This is a genomic window from Pedobacter sp. HMWF019 (genome assembly GCF_003061025.1).
Classification (GTDB): Bacteria; Bacteroidota; Bacteroidia; order Sphingobacteriales; family Sphingobacteriaceae; genus Pedobacter.
Window position 1 is genome coordinate 1 of sequence record NZ_QAIL01000216.1, and the last position, 24,867, is coordinate 24,867.

The window sequence follows — 24,867 nt, forward strand, 5'->3', positions numbered from 1 at the left end:
TCAAATAACTGATTAATGACTCTATATTACATATCATGATTAAAGCAGGTCCCAAAGACAAAGATCTTATTCTTGATCTTTTAACTTATGCCTTTGAAGAAAATTTAAGTGTTAAGGATGTGGTCAAGTCCCGTGGGAACAATTGGGAAAATATCTATGCATTAATGAATTACGCCTATAATGTTTGCAATGCATATGGTAACATCTTTCTTTCTGAAGATAAAAAAGCCTGTGCTTTGGTGTTGTTTCCTGATCAGAAAAAGAATACGATAAAGACCCGCTTTTGGGAGTTGAAACTGGTATTGGGAGGAATTGGAGTCTCTAATGTAAATAAGGTTTTGACGCGTCAAAAATTGCTGGATTCCATTTTACCACACATTCAGGATCAACCTCCCATGTACCTTTGGTTATTGGGGGTAAAGCCGGAAAACCAATTTTCGGGTGCAGGTACAGCATTGTTAAAGGATTTGCTAGAATATAGTCAGGAAATGGGGAGAGCAATCTATCTTCGGACTTCTGTTGACCGGAATGTGGACTTTTATAAAAAGTTTGGATTTCAGGTTTATAAAAAAATAGATATTGGTTATCAACTCAATTTTTTATGGAAAGCGGTTTCCTTCAAACAGCAAATTGCCTGACTTTTCATGGAGTAAGCTATTCCTCTTTTGTGTAATATTGCATTTTAATAAAAAGATGTTTAAACAATGAATGCAATTATAACCGGAGCTACAAAGGGAATTGGACGTGCTATTGCACTCAAACTGGCAGAAGAGGGTTATAACATATCTGTTTGCTCAAGAAACGAACATGAACTCAATTCCTTTGTAAAAGAGCTTGAATTGCTAGGGGTTAGAGCTGTTGGAATGGCGACAGATTGCAGCAAAAAGGAGGATATCAAAAGATTCTGTGAATTTACGGGCACTGAACTGGGAGATATCGATGTCCTGGTCAACAACGTTGGCACATTCTTACCTGCGCCTTTAATAGATGAAGAAGATGATGTTTTTGAAAAGCAGTTGCTCTTAAACCTGAATGCAGCCTATTATTTTTCTAAATTCTTCGGTAAAATAATGGTCAGAAGACAATCAGGGCATATTTTTAACATTTGTTCTATCGCCAGTAAACAAGTAGTTGAAAATGCAGGGAGTTATTGTGTAACTAAATCGGCATTGCTTAGTCTTAATAATGTATTACGGCAGGAGTTAGCTCAATACAACGTTAAAGTAACCGCCTTTTTACCAGGCTCTACATTAACTGCTTCCTGGGAAGGAACAAGTCTACCAAAAGAAGCATTTGTACAGCCTAAAGATATCGCAGATACTTTGCACACCATTTTAAATTTAAGTACTGGTGTGAATGTTGATGAAGTAATTCTAACGCCTAAAGAAATAAAATTGTAAAGGAGGATATTGTTATGGACAAGAGATTATTTAGAAACGAGCACGACAAGATTATTGCGGGAGTTTCGTCCGGAATAGCAGAATATATGGAAGTCGATGTTACAATCATCAGGTTACTGTTTGTGTTGTCGACCATTTTTTTAGTCGGAACTGGGGTGCTCGTGTACCTTGTGATGTGGATTGTTGTACCAGCAAATAACAATCCTGCAGCTCGTTTTTCAAGATTTAACGATTTTTTTGCTGATCAGCAAAGCTCGCCATTTACTAAAACAAACGTAACTGAGCAGGAACAGCCTTCAGCAAGTACAACAGCTAATGCGCCAAACTGGAGCTCATCAACTTTTGAGGAAGGAAAATTTAAAGCCAGTCAACAGCCTGAGTATAAAATAGCCAATAAAAGCAGTGATACAGGACGTACCGTCGGCGGGTTGTTTCTTCTTGTTATAGGGATTTACTTTTTGATGAATGAGTTCGATATTATACCTTATTGGTTCAGATTGGGCAAACTTTGGCCCCTGGTATTTGTAGCCATTGGGATTAGCTTCATTGCTAAATCAAAAAGGAAAAATGCATGGGAAGATTGGAAGAGCCGTCAGGCACAGACGCCTCCTCCTGCAGAACAACCTAAGCCAAATGTGCATTTTGAGCAAAAAGATGAGCCGGATCCAACCGTTTAGGCATTCGTCTCTTATATTAAATACATAAACAGAAGAAGATGAAGCTAGATAGAATAATGTGGGGTATAATACTGCTTTTTATTGGCGGAGTGCTCCTACTCGAAAATTTTAACGTAATTAATTTTTACTGGAGGAATGTATGGGGATTCTGGCCGGTGTTCCTGATCATTGCAGGGGTTAATATCCTGTTCAATAGACAGAAATCGCAACTTGGTGGTGCCATTTCCATCGGCGTACTGGTGGTTATGCTCGGATTCCTGTTTTATAAAGGTCAGCAACCTCCAAAAAACAAGTGGCTGGGAGATAACCTGAAGACAGATCTGAATCTGGATGAGGATGATCAGGACAGTACCTCCGACGAACGGGGTCAGAATTTCAGCGAACCCTATACAGCGGAGAACAGTAAGAAAGTAATCCTGAATATATCAGGAGGTGGAACTACTTTTAACCTGAATGGTAATACAGATAGCTTGATACAAGCATCTGTTAAAGACAGGAGAGGTAATTTCTCTTTAAAAAAGGAAACAAACGACAGCACACAGGTAATTACTTTTAAATCGCAGGACAAAAAAGGCAAATGGTCTATCAATGATGGTGGCAATGATGTCGATTTTAAATTGAACAAGCAACCAGAATGGGAAATGAATGTAAGCATGGGCGCGGGTGAAGTTGATTTTGATCTTGCTGATTATAAAATAAGGAGTTTTAGATTTGATGGTGGAGCGGCTGCTCTTAAGGTGAAAGTAGGTGATTTGTTGCCTGTTACAGATGTGGTGGTTAAAACCGGGGTCGCGGATGTGAACATTAATGTGCCAACAAGTTCTGGCTGCCGGATTACAGCAAAAACCGGATTGTCCTCTAAAGATTTCCCAGGCTTCATTAAAATAAATGGAAGCACATATGAAACCCCAAATTATGCCAGTGCAGCAAAGAAAATATTTATTGCCCTGGATGGAGGTTTGAGTAGTTTCGAGGTCAAGAGATATTAATGTATACTGTTGTCATCAATGGGAAACCCAGGGGTCCATATGAACTAGACCAGCTTACCTCATTAAATATAGTTCCGGGTACTTTTGTAAAAAAGCCAGGAATGGATGATTATAAAGAAGCTCACGAGTTCCCTGAACTGCGTGAGCTTCTTGGTTTTACTTTTCAACAAACTGCTCCGCAGTATTTCGCCTCATTTGACCAGCGTCTACTGGCCTCAGTTATAGACTTCTTCTTTATCATTCTAGTCTATATCTCTCTGATCCTGATCTGTTTTATATTCGTTACAGGTCAGACAGAAAGAATAACGCTGTTTTTGTCTTTTTTACCAGTAATTCCGCTGGCAAAATTTTTTTATGGGAGTATTGCTGAGGCCTCGTCAAGACAGGCAACCTTCGGGAAGCGTTTACTGAATATCAGGGTGACTGATCAGCTAGGTAACAGGGTGTCAATAAGTACTTCCTTTATCAGGAACCTCTCTAAAATATTGTCCGTTATCCCGCTGTTCTTCGGTTATCTGTACAGTTTTCTCAACAGAAAGCAACAATGCTGGCACGATATCGCGGCAAATACCTTAGTTATTAAAGATCGATTGATATAATCTTTATCTTTGCACCAGAAATACAAGTCATGGAAGAAGTATCTATTCAAAAGGAATTAAAGGGCGGTTATTGCAACAGTTTAACTCAGTATTCCAGGTTTTTGACCCGGGAAGTTCAGATAGGGGATATCCCAATGGGGGGGCTGAATCCCATAAGAATCCAATCCATGACAACAACCGATACAATGGATACTCTTGGTACCGTAGAGCAAACCATTAGGATGGTACATTCAGGTTGCGAATATGTCCGTATAACGGCGCCAAGTATGAAAGAGGCCGAAAATCTGGCCAATATCAAAAAAGAACTCCGGATGCGTGGCTATACAGTACCTCTGGTTGCTGATATTCACTTTACACCAAATGCCGCCGAAGCAGCAGCTCGTATTGTAGAAAAAGTGAGGGTGAACCCTGGTAATTATGCGGATAAAAAGCGCTTTGAAAACATAGAGTATACACAACAAGCCTATCAGGCCGAACTGGAGCGTATTTATAAGAAATTTACCCCATTAGTTAAGATCTGTAAGGAATATGGGACGGCCATGCGGATTGGTACCAACCATGGCTCGCTGTCAGACCGGATCATGAGTCATTATGGAGATACACCGAGGGGAATGGTGGAGTCAGCTATGGAATTTATCCGCATGTGCGAGGACCTCAACTACTACAATCTGGTGATTTCTATGAAGGCCAGTAATACCCAGGTTATGGTGCAGGCTTATCGTTTATTGGTGGAAACCATGGTGAAGGAAGGGATGAACTACCCGCTGCACCTTGGAGTAACAGAAGCTGGTGATGGTGAGGATGGAAGGATCAAATCTGCTGTTGGGATCGGAACATTGCTGGAAGACGGTTTGGGCGATACCATTCGGGTATCCTTAACAGAGGATCCTGAATTTGAAGCGCCAGTGGCTAAAGCGTTGGCTTTAAGGTACGAAAAACGTGCTTTGTTGCTTTCAGGAAGGGAAAAGGAAACCCAGAGGATTGAAGTGAAGACTCCTCCTTATAACCCTTTCGAATACAACAGGAGGCATACGCTTTCGGTTCAGCATATAGGCGGACATTTTCATCCGGTTGTGATGCTTGATGTCTCTGAACAAAATTTAAAAGATCCATTTTTCCTGCAGGTTGCAGGTTATAAGTATAGTGCAGGACTGGATAAATACAATATGGCTGATCAAGCCTGCGACCTGGTTTATCTGGGTGATGCTTTACCTTCTTTTTCTTTTCCAGGTAATTTAAAGCAAGTATATAATTATCAAACCTGGCTTGGGTTAAAAGATAAAACCAATTGTCATCCACTGTTCTCCATAAAAGATTATAAAGCTAATGAATTTAAGGACTCCGCTTTAAACCTGGTTCGTGTAGATGCCTCAGACTTCAGCATATTACAGTTAAAAACTCTGGATCCGGCATCTAGTATTCTGGTGCTGGAAACGTCTGCAGTTAACGGTATGGCTGAACAACGCTTATTCTTTACCGCTTTGTTGAACGCTGAAATTACATTGCCTGTAATTATTAAACGCGTCTATAAAGACATTACTGCAGATGATTTGATGTTGTATGCGGCTACTGATCTTGGTGCGTTGTTGACCGATGGATTGGGTGATGGGGTCTGGATAGAAGCCAGAACTGTAGATCTTTCCCTGATCAATGCAACCAGTTTTGGAATTTTGCAAGCCACACGTACCCGTATCTCCAAAACGGAATACATATCCTGTCCAAGTTGTGGAAGAACGCTGTTCGATTTACAGGAAACCACTCAATTGATTCGTTCCAGAACAGACCATTTGAAGGGGATCAAAATTGGAATTATGGGCTGTATTGTCAATGGTCCGGGCGAGATGGCAGACGCTGACTACGGTTATGTTGGAACCGGCCCGGATAAAATTACCTTGTACCGTGGTAAAGAAGTTGTCAAAAAGAACGTACATGCAAATTATGCATTAGACGACCTGATTGAACTGATTAAAGAAGATGGCAACTGGATAGAAAAAGAATTGGGAGATTAGATGAATAATCTCTTGGGTTTGAAGAATTGGAAGCAGTATGATGGATATTAGTACATTTAGCGCTTTTAAGAGCAGGAATTATCGCTTATATTTTAGTGGACAGTCTATTTCACTGATTGGTACCTGGATGCAGAAAACAGCTGTCAGCTGGGTAATTTATTCAGAAACCCATTCCAAGTTTATGCTTGGACTTACGCTTTTTGCAAGCCTGTTCCCTTCCTTTATTTTCTCCTTTTTGGGTGGAGTGGTTTCAGACCGCTATAACCGTTACAAAGTTTTACTGATTACGCAGGTTGCCTCGATGATTCAGGCGGTGTTGCTTACACTGCTGATCTTTTTCAGGCATTATTCGGTATGGGAAATTATTGCTTTAAGTGCTTTACTTGGACTGATCAATGCTTTTGATGTACCGGCCAGGCAATCGTTGGTTTATGAAATGGTAGATGATAAAGCCGATTTACCAAATGCCCTGGCATTGAATTCTTCTATGGTGAACCTTTCCAGGTTGATTGGTCCGGGAATAGCAGGACTGGCACTGGAAAAATTTGGTGATGATATTTGTTTTGGTTTGAATGCAGTAAGTTTTATTGCGGTAATTGGATCATTGTTAATGATGAAATTGCCCAAATACACTCCAAAACCACACAATAAGAACGTTTTTGGTGATTTGAAAGAAGGTTTTTTGTATATCAAGCAAACGCCTTCTATTGCTTTAGTACTCCTGATGCTGGCCCTGATCAGTCTTTTGGTTTTGCCTTATTCTACTTTAATCCCGGTCTATGCAAAAGACATTTTTAAAGGAACAGCCTCTACTTTTGGTATTATTGATAGTGTCATTGGCCTTGGTGCATTTTGCGGTGCGATCTATCTGGCTTCTCTTAAACCGGGTAGAAATCTGAGGAAAATTCTGGCCAGAAATACTGTGATCTTTGGAGTTGGACTTGTTTTATTCTCCCATGCTACAAATTATCCATTGGCGCTTCTCTTCTCGGCAGTAGTTGGATTCGGTATGATGTCGCAAATTACGATTAGTAATACACTCATTCAGACAACGGTAGATCCAGCCATGAGAGGCAGGGTAATCAGTTTTTATGCGATGGCTTTTTTTGGAATGCAGCCTTTGGGAGGTTTGCTGGTTGGGACCATTTCACAATGGATCGGAACACCTGATACCGTACTTATACAGGGGATTATCACCCTGATCATTGGTGTAGTTTTATACCGTTTTCTGAAAAAGGAAAGAGAAAGAAAATTAGCCGTGATATCCTCTTCGAAATTGGAAGAACAAGCCTGAGTTAGTTGACCGTAGTTTTGATAGGGCGCTGCAATTCGTAACCCTTTCCAGCTTTGTAAACAAAGCGTTGTTCCATAGTAAAGTTACCTTTCTTTGTGCCTTTAAGTCGGCTGGTCACTTCTTCTGGTAAACTTTCTTTGTCTGAAGAAGTGTACTGTCCTTTAATATGGATGATGATGTCTTTGAAATATTTTTTTTCACTGGGCGGAACACTGTATTCACTTGTCCATGAACACAAATTTTCTTCTTCACTCACCGCTGTTTTCTCTATCCCATAAGCGGCCATCACCTGCCGGTAGGCACCATTGTTTCCTGCGATTAAAAAATACGAACCATTGAATGGGCCACCTCCTCCTCCATTACTGTGCTTGATCATAAAAGCATACTGATCTTGACCGATCAGCAACAACTTGGGCTCCGGGCATTTTGAAAAAGCACCATAAGCAGCAATCGCTGGCTGAAATGCTTTTAACTTCCATCCATATCCGGTTTGAACAAATTTGGCCAGCCCTAAGAGGCCGCCCGTGAAACGGGATGTCATTACCCCATCCTCATCAAATTCTGAGTGATTAAAACTGATGACCTTATAAGCGGTGCCTAAAGAATCTTTATAATCCATGACATTGAGCAGGCGGGTAGCCACACCGATGGCGAAAGGGAAAGAAGGCACTGCATCTTCATTAACGTCTTCATAGGTTTTGGTCTTGCAACCTTTGCATTCCCAGTTGATTAGCTCGTTATGATAACCCGATTTTTTGGAGAGATTATAATATTTGCCCGGAAAAAGCTGTAAAAGTGCTTTTTGTGCATTAAAAGGAGCGCTTACAATAAGGCTACGGTTCTGAAGAATGCTGTCGTTTAGATTCTTTTTGGCCAGGTAATCTTCATTTTGCTGCGCAAAGCCATGTCCTGCAATGCCTAAGTTAAATATCAGGAAATAGAAAAAATATCGCATTTCGACTCAAAAATAAGTTGCAAATGTAGGAGATTTAGGGCAAGGACAGATCTATTTTAAGAAATCCAGGGTCTTTTTACAAAGCTCTTTCAGGTGCTGCGGTTTCAATTTCTCCTTATATGGATGTGAAGCACCATAAACGTGATTGGCGCCCTCTATCTTTTGCAATTTTGCATTGGGCTGAGCCTGGGCAAGATGCTGTGCGACACTGAAAGGAACGTTAATATCTTCGTCTCCATGCAGGATTAACCAGGGGATTTTCACTCTTTTCGCAGCATCAACCACATTATAAGCTGCTTTGTGGGCCTTAAAATCCTCCAGTAGAGAAACATTTAGAGGCATTTTTTCTTTAGTACGGGCATTGATGACATGGATCTGGCCGGTTTTTTTCCATTCTGCCTCCTGCTCAGGCTTCCAGAGGCTACTAAAATCACCTATGGCACTCCAGGTAATGAGTTTATGAATCCTGGGATCTTCCGCTGCCTTTAATATGGCCAAAGCACCACCCCGGCTGTGGCCAATCAGATTGATCTTTGAAAAAGAATGTGTAGAAGAGAGATGGTTAATCACGATATTTACATCAGCGAGTTCTTTACTGATGGTATTGGAGGCAAAAGCTTCAAAATCAGTGACCTCACCCGGGGTCTGTGGGGTTGTTCCTCCGTGAGAAAGATTAAACTTGATGTAATTATAGCCATGGCTTGCAAAGTACTCAGCTACAAGGTTATGTGCGCCCCAATCTTTAAATCCTTTAAACCCATGAATGAACAGGATTACCTCATGATTCGTGTTTTTATCGTCAAAAGTGCTGTCGCCAAGAATGGGTTTTCCGTGTGATCCGCTTAATATAAATTGCAGTTTCTGTATCATAAGTATCTATTGATATGGTGCTTACCAGATATAACAAAATTAAAGTTTGGAATGTTTATTCTATTTTATTAATTTATAATCTTTCTAAATTAGTCTTAATTACAGCATAATGACAGACACTGCGCATGGTGTTGTTACTTTTGTTGAGCGAAAAAAATACTCAACCTCACATTGGAATATTTAAAGATCATTGCTTTTACACATAAACAGATTGACCTGAAATCTTTAGGGAAATTAGTGATTTGTGAGCAAACACTCGACAGCAGGCTAAAAAACATTCAGGAGAAGCTGAATATCAAGGAGATATTTTATATTGGTACTTGTAACCGTGTTGAGTTTGTATTTACCTCCAAAAACCTGGTTGATAAAGACTTCACTCTCCGTTTTCTTACAGAACTGGATATGGGCCTTCCTGAACAGTATATGGAACGTTTTATAGAAAATGTATCCGTTTACGAGCAGGTTGAAGCTTTTAACCATTTACTTCGTACATCCTGCTCCCTGGAGAGTCTGGTGGTTGGCGAAAAAGAGATCCTGGCACAGGTTCGTAAGGCTTATGAAGCCTGTCGTCTGGGTGGCTTCACTGGTGATTACATGCGAACTGTAATGGATCATGTAGTGAAAACAGCTAAAGAAGTATACACGCATACCAATATCTCTAAAAACCCGGTTTCCGTGGTTTCGCTGGCTTATCGTAAACTCCGCGACCTGAAAATGTGTGCCAATTCCCGTTTACTCATCATTGGTGCAGGAGAAACCAACAAGAATATTGCCCAATATCTTAAAAAACATAAATATTCTAATTTCTCCGTATTCAACAGAACTGTAGAAAATGCAGAATATCTGGCCCGTGAATTAAAGGGCAAAGCATACCCGCTTTCAGAACTCCAAAACTTTGAAGAAGGCTTTGATGTCATTATTACCTGTACGGGGGCAACAGAGCCTGTGATCACTGAAGAAATTTACGCCAAACTCCTCAATGGGGATACCAGTAAAAAGGTGATTGTTGATTTGGCGATTCCGAATGATACAGCTCCGGAGATCCTAAATAAATTTCCTGTTCATTATATCGAAGTAGAATCTTTAAAAGAAACTGCCCGCAAGAATATTCAGGAGCGTTATAAGGAACTGATCAATGCAGAACACATCATAGAACAAAACATCAAAGAGTTTGAACTGGTCCTTCGTCAGCGCAAGATTGAAATTGCGATGAGCGGCGTTCCTCAGAAGATCAAAGAAATCAAACATACTGCATTAAATGCAGTTTTTGCAGATGAAATCAGCGGTCTGGATGAAAATTCAAGATTGGTACTGGAAAGGGTAATGAACTATATGGAAAAGAAATGTATCAGTGTTCCTATGGTTCTTGCAAAAGAAATATTGGTGAATAACAGCTAATTCTAGCTATATTAGTCAGCAAAAAATTGTATAGTTTAAGTGAAAAAACTCATTATAGGCACACGGGGCAGCGACCTGGCTTTATGGCAAGCCAACTTTATAAAGGATAAGCTTGCAGAAATTGGCGCAGAGGCCGAATTGAAAATCATCAAAACACAAGGTGACAAGATCCTGAACCTCAGACTTGATAAACTCGAAGGAAAAGGGTTCTTTACCAAAGAACTGGAAGAGGAATTGCTCGGCGGTACTATAGATATTGCCGTACACTCTCACAAAGATTTACCAACCAACCATCCAGCGGGTTTAATTATAGCTGCAGTTCCGGAAAGGGAAGATCCTTCAGAGCTTTTGTTGATTTTGAAAGATTGTGTGGACATCACACAAAAACTTTCGTTAAAAACAGGTGCTATGGTGGGTACCTCCTCCAACAGAAGAAAAGCCCAATTGCTTGCGCTTCGTCCGGATCTGAATATCGAAGATCTTCGTGGAAATGTACCTACCCGTATCGGGAAATTAAGAGACGAGGACTATGACGCGATCCTGCTTGCAAAGGCGGGTGTTAATCGTCTTGGAATAGACCTGAGCGAATTCCATGTAGAAGTACTGGACACTACTGAACTGGTGCCTTCACCTGCACAAGGTGCTTTAGGCATACAAATCCGGGAAAATGATACTGAATTGTTCCAGTTGCTTCAACAGATCAACCACGCTGCTACTGCCGAAGAAATCGCAGTAGAACGTAAGGTCCTCAATTTATTTGAAGGTGGCTGTCATATGCCACTGGGCTGTTACTGCAAAAAAGAAAACGGACAATTCGAAGTTTGGACGTCCAAAGCAGAGAGCGATGAAGATTTTCCTGATCGTCTTTTTTACCGGGTAGATAATTTAGACGGCCTGGCAGAAAAGATCGTTGAAAAATACACCAGCGAACGCAAATTGCCATCCAAAGTCTTTATCTCAAGAGAAATTGGAGAGCACAGTTATTTTAGAAGAGCATTAGAAAAACACCATATTGAAATTGAAGGGAGATCACTGATCCGTACTTTTCCAATTGTACATGTACTGGATCAATTCTATCTGAAAAATATAGACTGGATCTTCTTCAGCAGCAGGAATTGCGTAGAATATTTCTTTAACCTGAAACCCACCTTGTCTAAAAAGACAAAGTTTGGTGTTGTTGGCAGAGGATCTGAAGATGCTTTGAGAAGAGCCGGTCATCTGGCCAATTATGTAGGTGAAGGTGGCGATATAGATGAGGTTGCAGAAAATTTTGCTGCTCTGGTAGAAAATGAGACGGTGATGTTCCCCAGAGCACAGGACTCCCTGCTGAGCATACAAAAAGCACTAAAAGAGAGTACTAAAGTCGTAGATCTTCCCATCTATGAGACTGCAATTGTGGATGATATAGACCAGACTCATGCCGATGTACTCATCTTTACCAGTCCTTCTAATGTTGATGCATATTTTGCAGATAATTTACTAGACCCCGGACAGCAGGTCATTGCCATTGGCAATTCTACAGGAAAGAAATTTGATGAAATGGGTGTAAAATACCTTTTACCTTACTCTCCTGACGAAATAGGCCTGGCGGAAGCTGTCTTTGGAATAGACATTAAATCATAAAAAAGAGAGGTTGATATGTTACACCGCCCCAGAAGGTTAAGAAAAAATCCAATTGTCAGAGAAATGATTGCTGAAACAAGGCTGTCTAAAGACATGTTCATTTACCCGTATTTTATTGTACCGGGAAATGGCGTGGTACATGCTTTAGATGCCATGCCAGGAATAAATCATTACTCCACAGATACTTTAATTAAAGATGTTGAAAAAGGATTAAAACTGGGTGTAAATAAAATTATGCTGTTTGGAGTGGGAGATGAGAAAAGCGAAGATGCGCACTCAGCTTACCATGACCATTCTTTAGTACCAGTTGCAGTAAGAGAATTGAAGAAGAACTTTGGCGACGACTTATATGTGGTTACCGATGTTTGTGTTTGCTCTTATACCACGCATGGACACTGTGGTATTTTAAAAGATGATTATGTTCAAAATGATGCAACCGTAGAAGTGATTGCAAAAATGGGTCTTGCCCATGCAGAAGCAGGAGCCGATATGCTGGCCCCCTCAGATATGATGGACGGTAGGATCGGTGCGATGAGAAGTGTTCTTGATGGCGCTGGTTTTGTCAATACTGCAATCATGTCGCATGCAACAAAATTTGCTTCAGCCTATTACGGCCCCTTCAGAGAGGCTGCAGACTGTACTCCAAGTAAGGGGGATCGAAAAGCGTATCAAATGGATTTCAGAAATGGAAATGAAGCCCTGAGAGAAGCCTTACTGGATGAGAGTGAAGGTGCAGATGTCCTGATGGTGAAGCCAGCACTGGCTTATCTGGATGTCATGCATAATCTAAAACAACATACAGATCTTCCTATAGCCTGTTATAATGTATCCGGAGAATATTCAATGGTAAAAGCAGCTGCAGAGCGTGGATGGATTGATGAACAAAAAGTAGTAATGGAAACCATGCATGCCTTTGCAAGAGCGGGAGCAAGCATAATTACCACATACCATATTAGAGATATTGTAGAAAAGAATTGGTTGTAATATGTTAGAGTCTTTAAAAAAAATGTTCTCCGGAAATGAGGGCGATATGCCTGTGAATACCGGGAGCAAACCAGATATTTCAAGGGAAAAGTCTGCAGAATTGTACGAAAAAGCCAAAACATTTTTTCCTGGCGGAGTGAACTCACCGGTAAGGGCTTTTAAGTCTGTTTACGGGACACCCTTATTTATACAAAAAGGCGATGGTTGTTTTGTATGGGATGCCGACGGAAACCAGTTTATTGATTTCTGTGGAAGCTGGGGGCCTTTGATCCTTGGACATAACCATCCAAAAGTAAGAGAAAAAGTAACGGAAGTGATGCAGAACGGAATGAGCTTTGGCGCACCAACTGCGCTGGAGAACGAACTGGCAGAACTGATCGTCAAAAATAATAAACACGTAGAAAAGATTCGTTTCACCAGTTCCGGTACAGAAGCAGTCATGTCAGCCATCAGACTGGCCAGAGGCTATACTGGCCGTGATAAGATTCTTAAATTTGAAGGCTGCTATCACGGACACTCCGATTCTTTACTGGTTAAAGCCGGTTCAGGCCTGGTTACCTTTGGAGAAACCTCTTCTGCAGGAGTCCCAAAATCTTTCGCAGAAGAAACCATTGTTATTGGCCTGAACGATAAAGAAGCCCTAAAGAAAGCCTTTGAACAATTCAAAGACCAGATTGCAGCAGTAATCATAGAGGGGATTCCAGCAAATAACGGTTTACTGATCCAGGATCCTGACTATGTTGAATTTTTACAGCAGATCTGTATAGACAATAAATCCCTGCTCATTTTTGATGAGGTCATTACCGGCTTCAGATTAGGTTTTGAAGGTGCAGCCTCTTACTACGGAGTAAAGCCTGATATTGTTACCTATGGCAAAATCATTGGCGGAGGTTTACCAGTAGGAATGTATGGGGCCTCAGCAGAAATTATGAGCCATATTTCTCCAGATGGAGGTGTATACCAGGCTGGTACCTTATCCGGCAATCCGGTAGCGATGGCAGCAGGAATTGCACAACTGACGGAATTGTTGAGATCTGGCTTTTACAAAGAACTCAACAGCAAAGCGGGTGAATTTGCAGAAAGCATTCAAAGGTTTGCCACAGCAAGAAACTATAAACTGAAAGTATTCCATGTGGGTTCTATTTTCTGGATGGCTTTTACAGATAAAGATAAAATCCAGACTGCAGAAGATATTGATCCGGCAAGCATGGAGAAATTCAAGCTGATGCACCGGGAATTGTTGAACCGTGGGATCTATTTTGGTCCTTCAGGTTATGAAGTAGGTTTCGTTTCTGCTGCACATACAAAAATTGAACTGGAAAAGGCAAAGAGGGCAATATTTGAAGCTCTTGATATCGTTTTCAGAAACAAGTAATATTTGGTACATTAGATTAGTAATCAGAACAGATGAAGAAGTCGATCGTCATATTTTATTTCCTGTTGCTGTATAGCCTGGTGCAACTCATTTCCTGGGGAACACTAGTAGTTAAACTACAGCCATCCAGAATGGCGATGATCATGGGAGAGGGATCCGTATTTTTGTTTTTGTTGTGTATAGGTGCTTATTTTTTGCACCAGTCAATCAAAAAAGAAGACCGCTTGCATGAACAACAAACCAATTTCCTGTTGTCGGTTACCCATGAATTAAAATCTCCTCTGGCTGCCATTAAGTTATCGATCCAAACCATCATTAAGAGAGACTTGGATAAAGCACGCCAAACCTCTTTACTATCCAATTCCCTCAAAGATATTGAGCGTCTGGATGATCTGGTAGAAAATATGCTGCTGGCTACTAAAATTGAGAACCGTTCTTATTCTTTTCCAAAAGAAGAGTTTGATTTTTCTGAATTGGTTACTAAAATTACAGATCGCTTGCAGATCCATACCTGTGGCTGTGAGCAGGTCATCAAATCTAAAATACAACCTGGGATCAAAATCAGCGGAGATGCATTTGCCCTTTCTTCTGTGGTGACCAATCTTGTAGAGAACGCCGTTAAATATTCAGGTCCATGTGCAGAAGTGAGCGTAGAACTTGCCCAGCAAAACGGACATGCCTTTTTGGCAGTTTCGGATAAAGGACCAGGCATACCGGATGACGAAAAGATGCTTATTTTCGATAAATTCTATCGTGTGGGTGATGAAAGTGTGCGGAAAGCAAAAGGGACAGGTTTAGGCCTGTTTATTGTTAAAGAAGTATTACAAAACCACGACGCCGATATCAGCGTTAAAGATAACGTACCGCAGGGTACCATTTTTGAAGTAACATTTAGTTGATTATTATGCCACAGAAATTAAGAATATTACTGGTCGAAGATGAAGACCACTTATTAGATGCCATAAAATTAAATCTTGAATTAGAAGGTTATAAAGTACATGCCGTTAAAGATGGCAAAACGGCCCTTAAAATATTTAAGGAAGAACGTTTTAACCTGATCATCCTGGATGTGATGTTACCTGAAATGGATGGCTTCCAGGTTTGTGAAACCATTCGTTTGGAAAACACCGAAGTTCCAATTCTTTTCTTAACGGCTAAAAATACCAGCGAAGACAGAGTAATGGGCCTGAAAAAAGGTGCAGATGATTACCTGGTGAAACCATTTAACCTCGAGGAGCTGATCCTTCGTGTAGGAATCCTGGTTAAACGCAGTATGAAAGCCGATGATCTTAAAGAATTGAATTCTTATAAAATTGGCGATAAAACCATCTATTTCAACTCTTTTGAACTGAAACAAGATGATGGTGTTGTTGTCCCATTGACTAAGAAAGAAACCATGCTGCTTAAATTGCTTATCGAGCGTAAGAATGAAGCGGTTTCAAGAGAGCAGATCCTGGAAACAGTTTGGAATTATGATGTGTATCCCTCCACGCGTACCATTGATAACTTCATTTTAACTTTCCGTAAGTATTTTGAACCAGATCAGAAAAATCCGGTGTACTTTCATTCCATTAGAGGCGTAGGCTATAAATTTACGGATATACACAGTTAATGTTTAACGCAAAGACCAGGTATGGCCTGATGGTAATTTTTGCCATCGCTGCCATTGCATGCCTGATATACCAACAATATCAACTGGCCGCTTTTGGCGGTCTTTTGCTTGTTATCCTCATTTGGAGCCACTTTAAACAGAGTTCTGTCTTACTGGCTTCCAAGCATTTTAAGAGGAAGGACTATGAAGCAACCGTGGAAGCTTTGGCAGAAGTTCCGGATCCGGAGCGTCTGGCTAAGAACAGGAGAGGATATTATGAATTTATGCTGGCCAATATCGCCTTGCAAAGTGAGGAATATGAGGAGGCAGAATATCATTTCCAGCTGGCCAGCAGATTTCCCTTAGGCGGCAAAACAGATAAGGCCTTTGTCATGATTCACTTAGCTAATCTTGCTTTAAGAAAGAAGGATAAGGTAAGGATACTGGCCTATATAGAGAAAGCAAAAGAACTGGCCACAACACCAAAGGCCAGAGACATAATTAATAAATTAGAAAAAGAAGCGAACAGCTTATAAAACCATTAAAATTTAGATGAACACGTTATTTTTAGATGCAGCATTTTCGAAGCAAACAGAACGTCCGCCGGTATGGATGATGCGCCAGGCAGGCCGTTTTATGCCACAATACTGGGAAATCAAAAACAAATATTCTTTCCTGGAGATGTGCAAAACCCCTGAAATTGCTGCTGATGTAACGATGTTACCAGTCGATTTACTGGGGATTGATGCCGCCATTCTTTTCTCCGATATCCTGGTTACAGGCGAGGCCATGGGCGGAGACCTGAGTTTTACCCAGGGTGTAGGACCTAAATTTGCCAACCCTGTACGGACACTGGCCGATGTAGATGCACTGGAAGTAGATGTACTTGATCGTTTGCAATATGTAGCTGACGCGATTAAGGTGATCCAGCAGCGTTTAAACGGAAGCATTCCATTGATTGGCTTTGCAGGTGCACCATTTACAGTAATGAGTTATTTAGTTGAAGGCGGTTCGTCAAAAGACTTCAAAACCACCAAACTCATGTTGCATAACCAGCCTGAGGTGGCCCATAAACTACTGTCTAAAATTGCAAAAGTGACGGCCGATTATCTGAACCTTCAAATCGCAGCAGGAGTAAACGCGATCCAGATCTTTGACAGCTGGGCGCAGGCTCTGTCCTGGAATGATTATCAGGAGTTTTCTCACCGTTATATTCAGGAAATCATTGCCAACCTGAACAGGAAAGACATTCCGGTGATTTCCTTTTGTAAAGGAAGTTCCGTGTTTGCCCCGATTATGGCTGAGGCCAATCCAGATGTCATCTCTGTTGACTGGAATGCAGACCTGTTGAACATCAAAAAAAGTCTGCCTGCAGGCATTGCTGTTCAGGGAAATCTTGATCCGCATATTCTATATGCAGATAAGCCGGTGATTAAAAAACATATTCTTCAATTGTTCGAGCGTATGCGCGGAGAGAATGGATTTATCTTTAATCTTGGACATGGTATTATGCCCGATATTCCCTTTGATCATGTGAAATATGCTATTGAAGTGATTAAAGATTTTAAATACTAATTAGTTATGGCCTATTATTACATACTCGCTGTTCATATCATTTTTGTGGTAAGCTGGATGGCAGGTCTGTTTTATGGAGTCCGCTTGTTCATTTATCATACGGAAGCCAATGACCGCCCGGAAACAGAGCGGATCATTCTGCAAAAAGAATATGAGAAGATAGAGCATAAACTATGGTACATTATCACTACGCCAGCAATGATTTTAACTGTGCTGGCTGGTGCTACTATGATCTTTCTGAGGCCAGGATTGCTTTCTGCACCCTGGCTTCATGTAAAACTGGCATTCGTGGCCGGGTTATTGATTTACCATTTCATTTGCGAGCGCATTATGAAACAAATGAAAGCAGGTATTTTTAAATTAAGTTCGTTCAAACTCCGTCTCTGGAATGAAGTGGCTACCATCTTCCTGGTTGCCATTGTATTTACTGTAGTTCTCAAAAGTGCAGTAGACTGGGCCTATGGATTGATTGGGCTGATTGCCTTTTCTATGGTGATCATGATGGCCGTTAAATGGTACAAAGGATACAGGAAAAGAAAAGGCGAATAACGTATGAGGAAATATTTAGTGCTGGTTTTCCTGCTTTTCTTAGGGAAAACCTCCTGGAGTCAGTTCAATAATGCCGCTTTAGAAAACCGCATCCGGCCCGACAGCAGTTTAACCGGAGAACTTCATTTCGATTTCTATAACCTCAACTTTGTAAGGAATTACGAATACACCAATAACTTTCATGATGGTTATACCATATATGGGGCGCAATTTCAACCCCAGCTGGTCTATTATGCCCATCCAAATCTGGCACTTACTGCAGGAGTTTTCTATAGACAGGATTTTGGCAACGGAGGTATTTCGCTGGTAAAACCTTTGTTCAGCATGAAATACCAGAAGAATGACCTGAGCCTGATCTTTGGTAGCCTGGAGGGAGGAATTCAACACCATTATATAGAGCCTATTTATGATTTCGAACGGCAGCTTACCAACCCGCTGGAATACGGTACACAACTCCTGCTGGAAAAAAAAGCGATTAAGCTGGATGCCTGGATTGCCTGGCAAAACATGATCTATAAAGGTTCAGATTATAAAGAAGAAATCATTGGAGGCCTTTCCATGGAAGCAACTGTTGCCGAAAATAATGGATGGAAGCTCAGCCTTCCGGGTCAATTTCTTGCCCAGCACCGGGGCGGACAGATTGATGAACTTAAACAAGTTCCCGTACAAACCCTTTTTAATGGAGCAACAGGGATAAAATTGCATAAAAAATTCCAGGGTAGGGTCAAAGAGGTCTATACTGATAACTATATTGTTGGCTATAAAGACCTTTCTAAACAAAGAGACCAGAACTATCTGGGTGGCTTCGGGCTTTGGTTTACTGCAGGAATGGATACCAGGTATGGAAGCCTGTTGGCCACTTACTGGGGCGGAAATAATTTTATTACGATTAAGGGCATGCCATTGTATGAATCTGTCTCTGAGAACCTCTACGATCAGGGTTTTACCCAAAACCACCGGAATGTATTGTCTGTTCGCTATGCTTATCAAGAGGAGCTCCTTCCCAACTTTTACCTGGATGTTCGTTTTGAACCCCATTTTGATCTTGATCATGCCGACCATCAGTTACAATTTAATCATTCTTTCTTCCTAACCTACAAGAAGAGTTTCAAACTTCTTAAGATTAAATAATTATTTTTATCAGCGTGCAACCTTTGCCTCATTTAATTCATCTTCTTTGAACTAAACACAAAATGAAGTTGACGCTAACCTATACGATAAATGACTTGATTGACGGGTGCAAGGCCGGAGAGCGAAAGGTGCAGGCAGAGCTATATAAGCAAACTGCGTCGAAAATGCTGGTGGTCTGTATGCGTTATGCAAAAGATAAAATGGAAGCAGAAGACGTGCTGCAGATCGGTTATGTAAAGATTTTTCAAAAAATAAGGGAGTACAGAGGAGAAGGATCTTTTGAAGGATGGATGCGTCGGATTATGGTACATACAGCGATTGAAAGTTATAGAAAGAACCTCAAATACCTGGGCCATGTACAAATAGAAGAGGCTTTTGAACAGCCCTCTAGCGGATTTGACTTCGGTACCCTGGGTATGCAGGACCTATTGAATATCATTCAGAAACTGGCCGATGGGTACCGGGTGGTTTTTAATATGTATGCCATAGAAGGATACTCGCACAAAGAAATAGCAGAAACACTTGGGATCTCAGAAGGCGCCAGCAAATCACAGCTGTCAAGAGCAAGAGCAATCCTGAGGGAAGAAATTATAAAAATGGAGGGCATAAATTATGCATCACACACAGGATAATGAATTTGACCAGTTGTTTAAAGACCGGTTTGACCAGGCAGAGCTGGAACCTTCCCTGGGCTTATGGGACAAGATAGAGCCACAGCTGCAGCCTGCAGTGAAAAAACGTTTTCCGGTGTACTGGATGGCGGCTGCAGCGGTTGCAGTTGCCCTTACAGCCGGTTTGCTATTCATCAATAAACCAGAGAAGATCCGTCTTCAGGGACAGCAGGAAAATATGGCACGTGTGGAAGATAAACCTGTACCTGCGGTGATTAATAACAATAGACCAAACCAATTAGTGATTCAGGGTGTTGAAATTCGGTCTGTTGTATCTGGAGCATCAAAAAATGAAGTGTCCAAACCTGCCGTAGTCCCTGCCCTGGCAAAAAAAGATTTAATCGCTATGCAACCTATTCCTTCTGATGATCATCTTAAGGTTATAGTGGAACATGTAAAACCAGTGGTGCAACAATCTGCAGATGCCCTGCAGCAAGAGGGACAAAAGACACTTGCCGCGGCAGGTACAGAGATGAATGAACCAGATAAGGTGATCAATGAAAATGAGCAGTCAGAGAGAAAAGGCATCCGGAATTTTGGCGACCTGGTCAACTATGTTGTAGACAAAGTGGATAAAAGAGAACAGAAGATCGTACGCTTTAAGACAGACGATGATGATGAATCCTCCCTGGTGGCCATTAATATTGGATTTATAAAATTTAACCCGAAGAAACACAAATAAACCAGCAATATGAAGAGAATAGTTTTTGCAGCACTTTTGGTAAGCGGATTTACCAGTGTATTAAGCAGTAACGTGATGGCCCAACAGGATACGACTGCAAAAAAGAAAAATAAAAATAAATTTGAAATCACTCATGGAATTGGTATCAGCATAGAATCAAATTCCAATAAAACAGACAGTACAGGTAAAAAAAGTGCACCCAAAGGCCGTTTTATAGGGGGCATTACGTTAACCAGGATAGATTGGGGCTTTTCCAGGCTGATTGACAACGGCAGTTTTACACTATCTCCGAAGAATGATTTTCTAAGCTACAGAGGGGCTAAGACCAGTACATTTTCTTTCGACGTGATCCAGTTTGGCTATCGTTTTAATCCGAATTTTAAAGTGTATTTAGCCGGTGGATTTGACTGGACGCTGATCCGTTTGAGAAAAGACATTACCATCCAGCGGGGTGGAACTGATCTGACCTATGTGGAAGACAATATCCATTACAGCAAAAACCGTTTCTCCAACAGTTATGTACATATTCCACTGAACTTCGAATTCCGGACAAAAGAAAACAATGATGGAAAACGCTTTTACTTTGTAGTGGGCCCTGAAGTGAGTTTCCTGCTCAATGGAAAGATTAAGCAGATCAGTGATGAAAATGGAAAAGTTAAAACCAGGGATGATTACCACTTTCAAGCTTTCCGTTACGGAGGAACTGCCCGTATAGGTTATGGATGGATTGGGCTTTTTACCAAGTATTATTTCAACGATATGTTTGACAGCCCTGCTCAGAAAGGTTTGAAAAATATGTCCTTCGGTATTACAATAGGGTTAAATTAAGAGACATACACACACAAATAAAACAGAATCCTGCGGTTTGTACTGCAGGATTTTTTTATATCCTTATCTTTACAGGGTGAAGCAACAAATCATCAGCGTAAAGAACTTAACTAAGCAATATCAAACAGAACAGTCATCTGGTGTCAGCGATATCAGCTTTGATATTGAAAGCGGAAAAATCGTAGCTATTCTGGGCGAAAGTGGTAGTGGGAAATCAACTTTACTGAAGTGTATTTATGGTCTCCTGAAAACAGATGAGGGTGAAGTACATTTTAAAGGTAAACGAGTCCTTGGGCCGGATGAACAACTGATTCCCGGGCATAAAGAAATGAAGATGGTGACGCAGGATTTTTCACTGAACATCTATGCAAAAGTTTACGACAATATTGCTTCTATGTTGTCTAATACGGATGTTCAGGGAAAGAAAGACAAGACCTTTCAGATGATGCGGCACCTCAACATTGAACATTTAAAGGATAAAAAGATCACTCAGTTGAGTGGGGGCGAGCAGCAACGTGTAGCTATTGCAAAAGCTTTAATAAGTGATACCTCCCTGCTTTTATTGGATGAACCTTTTAGTCAGGTAGATGCTTTACTAAAAAATCAGCTGCGTGCAGATATTAAAAGAATCGCGGAAGAAACAGGTGTTACGGTGATTATGGTTTCCCATGATCCAGCCGATGGACTTTTCCTGGCCGATCAGCTGTTGCTCATCAAAGACGGAAAATTGCTCCAGCAGGGAGAACCTTCTTTTGTATACAACCATCCGGATCATATCTATACGGCCCGCTTATTGGGCAATGCTGTTGTTTTACACGCAGCAGAAGCAGAAAAAATAGGCTTACAGGCCAAAGGTCAGGCAGTTGTATTCTATCCGGAATGGGCAGCGTTAAAAAGCTCCTGGAACAGTAAAAGGTTTGAAGTGAAAGATGTATACTATAAGGGCTTTTATGAAGAACTGTTACTGCAAAGAAACGGAGTGACTATCCGTGCGATACAGCTAAATAGGGGAGAACATAAAAAAAATGACCATGTTCAGGTGAACATTGATCATTTTCTTAGATTTTAATATTAATAGCCCCCGAAATCAGTGAGTACCCAATTTTTTGCAGTATCTACAACAAGTGCATCGCAATAAGAACAGGTATCATTGGTGGTATCGTTATAGGGTGCACCGCAACTGGCACATTCATAGCTGAAGGCAATTTCTTTTTGAGGCTTACTTAAGGCGGCCAGATCCTTAGACAATACCAGCTTAAAACGGTGGACATCCATCTCCTGATCCAATGCAGTTAGTCTGGAGCCCAGTTGTACACGCTGATAAGTTGCACTCAACGTAAACATCAGGTTCAGTTTCTCATTAGCCTGGTTGTATTGCGATAAAGTAACGTCGTTAAGATACAGGCGGTCAAATACAAAACCACCAGCTGCTGCCTTTTGCTGGATGAGTTTTTCGGCCAGTGAAGACTCAGCAAATCGCAATAATTTTTTGTTATTGTCTCCGGTAAATACTTCCATAATCTGCATAAAAACATTGGACGCAATATCCTCCATGCGCTGTATAGAGAACAGCGGGTCATTTTTGGTCAGTTCGTGAAGATTGACATCGTTCAGCAAGGGATTCTTTCCGCCATAATCCTCCATTTGCGTAATCTCACTCAATACCCAGTCATAGGCGGCATTGTTAGTGAGTGTTTTACAGCTCAAACAACGGCTAACTTCACCCAGGGTATTCTCCAGTGCTGCTCCGCAATTGGGGCAATTGTTGGTGTTGTACATATCTGTACCTGAAATTTTTGAATCTGTACGTTTGATAAAAGTCCAGTATTCTGTATCCGTGTCCCCTTCATAGGACTCATTCAGCGAAGGATATTGCTGGCTGATAAATTCATCATCCATAGAAAAAGAGATCGCAACATCTGCAGTTTGATAAGCCCCGTCAGAACTGATCGATGCTACAGCAATATTTTGGATACGGATATTGCTAAGGCGATTGTACTGGGTTAGTTTTTTCATCATGGCAAACTGGGCAGTAAATCGCTGATATACACCATCAGACATCCATTTACGCACTTTACCCAGATCCTGCTGCTGCCAGGCTTGTTGCAATTCCATAAATGAAGTCCTTATTTTTTCGGGAGTCAGTCCTTCAGGGAATTGATGTTGTGGGCCGGACGGCATTAAAGGTTGAGGCTGCCCATTATTACCACCCAAATTGAGTTTGTCTTTAAACATGGTATACAGCACAATACCAATAATGATGACCACAATCATGCCCGGACTTAAGGGGATGCCCAGACCACCCCCACCACCATCTCCAAAGCCATGACTGCTGCTGTGAGATCCGCCGCTGCTATGTCCACCGGCACCGCCAACGCGTGCCATTGCAGAATAACTGTACAAAAGGATTAAAACTGCCGTAGGTATTAGTCTTTTCCCAGCAGGTGATGTTGTTATTTTCATTAAAAGGTGCTTTTATAGATAGAAGACGTTAGATTTTTTAAATAATATTTTATCCGGGTAGCGGCGGTGGGACATTGTTGAACAAATCAGATAATTCGGCTACTAATGAAGCTTCAGCCCATTGTGCCATCCCTGTTTTCCACACCATCGATTCACGTTTCAAAGCACCTGACTGTGTCATTTGTGCCAGCTGTTCCGCATTAAAAGGCCCTGTTTGCTGCCCATTGGAAGCAACAAAGAATAGTATTGCTCCTGGTATTGGCGGCGGTGTTGTGTTGGCTGGCGGCTGTGGGTTCGTACCAGAGGCATTGCCTAAAGCATTGGAAATGGTTTGGCCCATGCCTAAGCCTACGCCCAAACCTACTCCGGCACCTGCAATACCACCAGGATTTTCAGCGGCAATTTCAATGCTTTGCGCTGTTTTAAACTGTGCAAGTTTTTGCATGTCAATGCGGTCGAGGCGCGAGTAGTCAAAAATTTCTTTTTTGATGTCATCAGGCATAGATACATTTTCTACCAAAAACTTGGTGATCTTAAGCCCATAGGCCTCAAAATCTTCATTTAGTTTATCCTGACAAAGCTGAGAAAGATCTTCAAGACTTGCGGCTACTTTATCTATTGGAATATTGCCATTTCCAATGGCATTGGTAAATTTCGTAACGATGAGGCTCCGGAGCTGACCATTTATTTCCTCTGTTGTAAATTCTCCCGATGTACCCGCAATTTCTTTAATGAATTTTCCCCCTTCTGCTATGCGAAATGCAAATGTGCCAAACGCACGCAGTTCGATCATTCCAAAACGCGGATCATTCAGTGTAATCGCATTTTTGGTACCCCAACGTTGGTCTGTAAACTGCCGGGTGCTGATAAAAAATACATCAGCCTTGAAGGGGCTTTCAAAACCGTACTTCCAGCCTTTCAGCGTAGCAAGGATTGGCATGTTCTGTGTTTGAAGTGTGTACATGCCCGGCTGATATACATCTGCAATTGTTCCTTCGTTTAGAAAAATAGCCTGCTGGGACTCCCTTACAGTGAGTTTAGCATTCATTTTTATCTCATTATTATACCGTGGAAATTTCCATACGAGCGTATCTCCGCTGTTGTCTTCCCATTGTATAATGTCTATAAATTCATTCCGTAGCTTATCAAAAAATCCCATAGTTGATCTTTGTTGAATAAAAAATATTTTATGTAAATATAATAG

The 24,867-nt window shown here is 41.2% G+C and carries 25 protein-coding genes; 21 read left to right on the forward strand and 4 right to left on the reverse strand.

Annotated features, from left to right (window positions below; genetic code table 11):
• Positions 1–35: 35 nt before the first annotated feature.
• The 7 genes from DBR11_RS12855 (at position 36) to DBR11_RS12885 (ending at position 6,968) form a co-directional block, all read left to right on the forward strand.
• The gene (locus DBR11_RS12855; RefSeq protein WP_108553070.1) at positions 36–638 is read left to right on the forward strand and encodes a GNAT family N-acetyltransferase; all 603 of its coding nucleotides are present in this window, start codon (positions 36–38) and stop codon (positions 636–638) included.
• A gap of 66 nt (positions 639–704) precedes the next feature.
• Positions 705–1,400, forward strand: a complete 696-nt coding sequence (locus tag DBR11_RS12860; protein ID WP_108553071.1) for an SDR family oxidoreductase — start codon at positions 705–707, stop codon at positions 1,398–1,400.
• 14 nt (positions 1,401–1,414) lie between these two features.
• Positions 1,415–2,077, forward strand: a complete 663-nt coding sequence (locus DBR11_RS12865; protein WP_108553072.1) for a PspC domain-containing protein — start codon at positions 1,415–1,417, stop codon at positions 2,075–2,077.
• Between the two features lie 38 nt (positions 2,078–2,115).
• Positions 2,116–3,066 carry a LiaI-LiaF-like domain-containing protein gene (locus DBR11_RS12870; RefSeq protein ID WP_108553073.1) on the forward strand — a complete coding sequence of 317 codons (951 nt, stop codon included), beginning with the start codon at positions 2,116–2,118 and terminating at the stop codon, positions 3,064–3,066.
• The gene (locus DBR11_RS12875; RefSeq protein ID WP_108553074.1) at positions 3,066–3,665 is read left to right on the forward strand and encodes an RDD family protein; all 600 of its coding nucleotides are present in this window, start codon (positions 3,066–3,068) and stop codon (positions 3,663–3,665) included. Before DBR11_RS12870 ends, DBR11_RS12875 begins: the two co-directional genes overlap by 1 nt.
• Before the next feature lie 29 nt (positions 3,666–3,694).
• On the forward strand, positions 3,695–5,674 hold the full coding sequence (gene ispG, locus DBR11_RS12880) for a (E)-4-hydroxy-3-methylbut-2-enyl-diphosphate synthase (RefSeq protein ID WP_108553075.1): 1,980 nt from the start codon (positions 3,695–3,697) through the stop codon (positions 5,672–5,674).
• A gap of 37 nt (positions 5,675–5,711) precedes the next feature.
• Positions 5,712–6,968, forward strand: coding sequence for an MFS transporter (locus tag DBR11_RS12885; RefSeq protein ID WP_233260740.1), 1,257 nt, complete (start codon positions 5,712–5,714; stop codon positions 6,966–6,968).
• 1 nt (position 6,969) lies between these two features.
• Here DBR11_RS12885 and DBR11_RS12890 read toward each other — a convergent pair whose 3' ends face one another.
• A complete protein-coding gene (locus DBR11_RS12890; RefSeq protein WP_108553076.1) occupies positions 6,970–7,923 on the reverse strand; it encodes a hypothetical protein in 954 nt (317 codons plus the stop codon).
• 51 nt (positions 7,924–7,974) lie between these two features.
• Positions 7,975–8,793 carry a S9 family peptidase gene (locus DBR11_RS12895; RefSeq protein ID WP_108553077.1) on the reverse strand — a complete coding sequence of 273 codons (819 nt, stop codon included), beginning with the start codon at positions 8,791–8,793 and terminating at the stop codon, positions 7,975–7,977.
• A gap of 171 nt (positions 8,794–8,964) precedes the next feature.
• On the opposite strand from DBR11_RS12895, the gene hemA reads away from it, so the two are divergent.
• The 14 genes from hemA (at position 8,965) to DBR11_RS12965 (ending at position 22,269) form a co-directional block, all read left to right on the forward strand.
• The gene (gene hemA, locus DBR11_RS12900) at positions 8,965–10,191 is read left to right on the forward strand and encodes a glutamyl-tRNA reductase (RefSeq protein WP_108553078.1); all 1,227 of its coding nucleotides are present in this window, start codon (positions 8,965–8,967) and stop codon (positions 10,189–10,191) included.
• Between the two features lie 39 nt (positions 10,192–10,230).
• Positions 10,231–11,814 carry a hydroxymethylbilane synthase gene (hemC, locus tag DBR11_RS12905; RefSeq protein WP_108553079.1) on the forward strand — a complete coding sequence of 528 codons (1,584 nt, stop codon included), beginning with the start codon at positions 10,231–10,233 and terminating at the stop codon, positions 11,812–11,814.
• 15 nt (positions 11,815–11,829) lie between these two features.
• Positions 11,830–12,798, forward strand: coding sequence for a porphobilinogen synthase (gene hemB, locus DBR11_RS12910; RefSeq protein WP_108553080.1), 969 nt, complete (start codon positions 11,830–11,832; stop codon positions 12,796–12,798).
• 1 nt (position 12,799) lies between these two features.
• Positions 12,800–14,173, forward strand: coding sequence for a glutamate-1-semialdehyde 2,1-aminomutase (hemL, locus tag DBR11_RS12915; protein WP_199233833.1), 1,374 nt, complete (start codon positions 12,800–12,802; stop codon positions 14,171–14,173).
• A 32-nt stretch (positions 14,174–14,205) separates the two neighbouring features.
• On the forward strand, positions 14,206–15,072 hold the full coding sequence (locus tag DBR11_RS12920) for a sensor histidine kinase KdpD (protein WP_108553081.1): 867 nt from the start codon (positions 14,206–14,208) through the stop codon (positions 15,070–15,072).
• A gap of 5 nt (positions 15,073–15,077) precedes the next feature.
• Positions 15,078–15,785, forward strand: a complete 708-nt coding sequence (locus DBR11_RS12925) for a response regulator transcription factor (protein ID WP_108553082.1) — start codon at positions 15,078–15,080, stop codon at positions 15,783–15,785.
• Positions 15,785–16,300, forward strand: coding sequence for a hypothetical protein (locus tag DBR11_RS12930; RefSeq protein ID WP_108553083.1), 516 nt, complete (start codon positions 15,785–15,787; stop codon positions 16,298–16,300). Before DBR11_RS12925 ends, DBR11_RS12930 begins: the two co-directional genes overlap by 1 nt.
• 16 nt (positions 16,301–16,316) lie before the next feature.
• Positions 16,317–17,339, forward strand: a complete 1,023-nt coding sequence (hemE, locus tag DBR11_RS12935) for a uroporphyrinogen decarboxylase (protein ID WP_108553084.1) — start codon at positions 16,317–16,319, stop codon at positions 17,337–17,339.
• A 6-nt stretch (positions 17,340–17,345) separates the two neighbouring features.
• Positions 17,346–17,888, forward strand: coding sequence for a CopD family protein (locus DBR11_RS12940; RefSeq protein WP_108553085.1), 543 nt, complete (start codon positions 17,346–17,348; stop codon positions 17,886–17,888).
• 3 nt (positions 17,889–17,891) lie between these two features.
• Complete coding sequence (locus DBR11_RS12945; protein WP_108553086.1) at positions 17,892–19,019, forward strand: hypothetical protein; 1,128 nt, start codon at positions 17,892–17,894, stop codon at positions 19,017–19,019.
• 62 nt (positions 19,020–19,081) lie between these two features.
• Positions 19,082–19,651: an RNA polymerase sigma factor gene (locus DBR11_RS12950; protein ID WP_108553087.1), complete on the forward strand. Its 570-nt coding sequence runs from the start codon at positions 19,082–19,084 to the stop codon at positions 19,649–19,651.
• On the forward strand, positions 19,632–20,372 hold the full coding sequence (locus tag DBR11_RS12955) for a hypothetical protein (RefSeq protein WP_108553088.1): 741 nt from the start codon (positions 19,632–19,634) through the stop codon (positions 20,370–20,372). The genes DBR11_RS12950 and DBR11_RS12955 overlap by 20 nt, the downstream gene beginning before the upstream one ends.
• A 9-nt stretch (positions 20,373–20,381) precedes the next feature.
• Positions 20,382–21,200 (forward strand): outer membrane beta-barrel protein, encoded by an 819-nt coding sequence (locus DBR11_RS12960; RefSeq protein ID WP_108553089.1) that lies wholly within the window; start codon positions 20,382–20,384, stop codon positions 21,198–21,200.
• Between the two features lie 76 nt (positions 21,201–21,276).
• Entirely contained in the window at positions 21,277–22,269 is a 993-nt protein-coding gene (locus tag DBR11_RS12965; RefSeq protein WP_108553090.1) for an ABC transporter ATP-binding protein, read from the forward strand.
• A gap of 2 nt (positions 22,270–22,271) precedes the next feature.
• On the opposite strand, the gene DBR11_RS12970 is transcribed toward DBR11_RS12965, so the two are convergent.
• Positions 22,272–23,663 carry a TIM44-like domain-containing protein gene (locus DBR11_RS12970; protein WP_108553091.1) on the reverse strand — a complete coding sequence of 464 codons (1,392 nt, stop codon included), beginning with the start codon at positions 23,661–23,663 and terminating at the stop codon, positions 22,272–22,274.
• Positions 23,664–23,712: 49 nt separating this feature from the next.
• The coding region (locus tag DBR11_RS12975) for an SPFH domain-containing protein (protein WP_233260741.1) at positions 23,713–24,867 on the reverse strand (1,155 nt) is incomplete at its 5' end.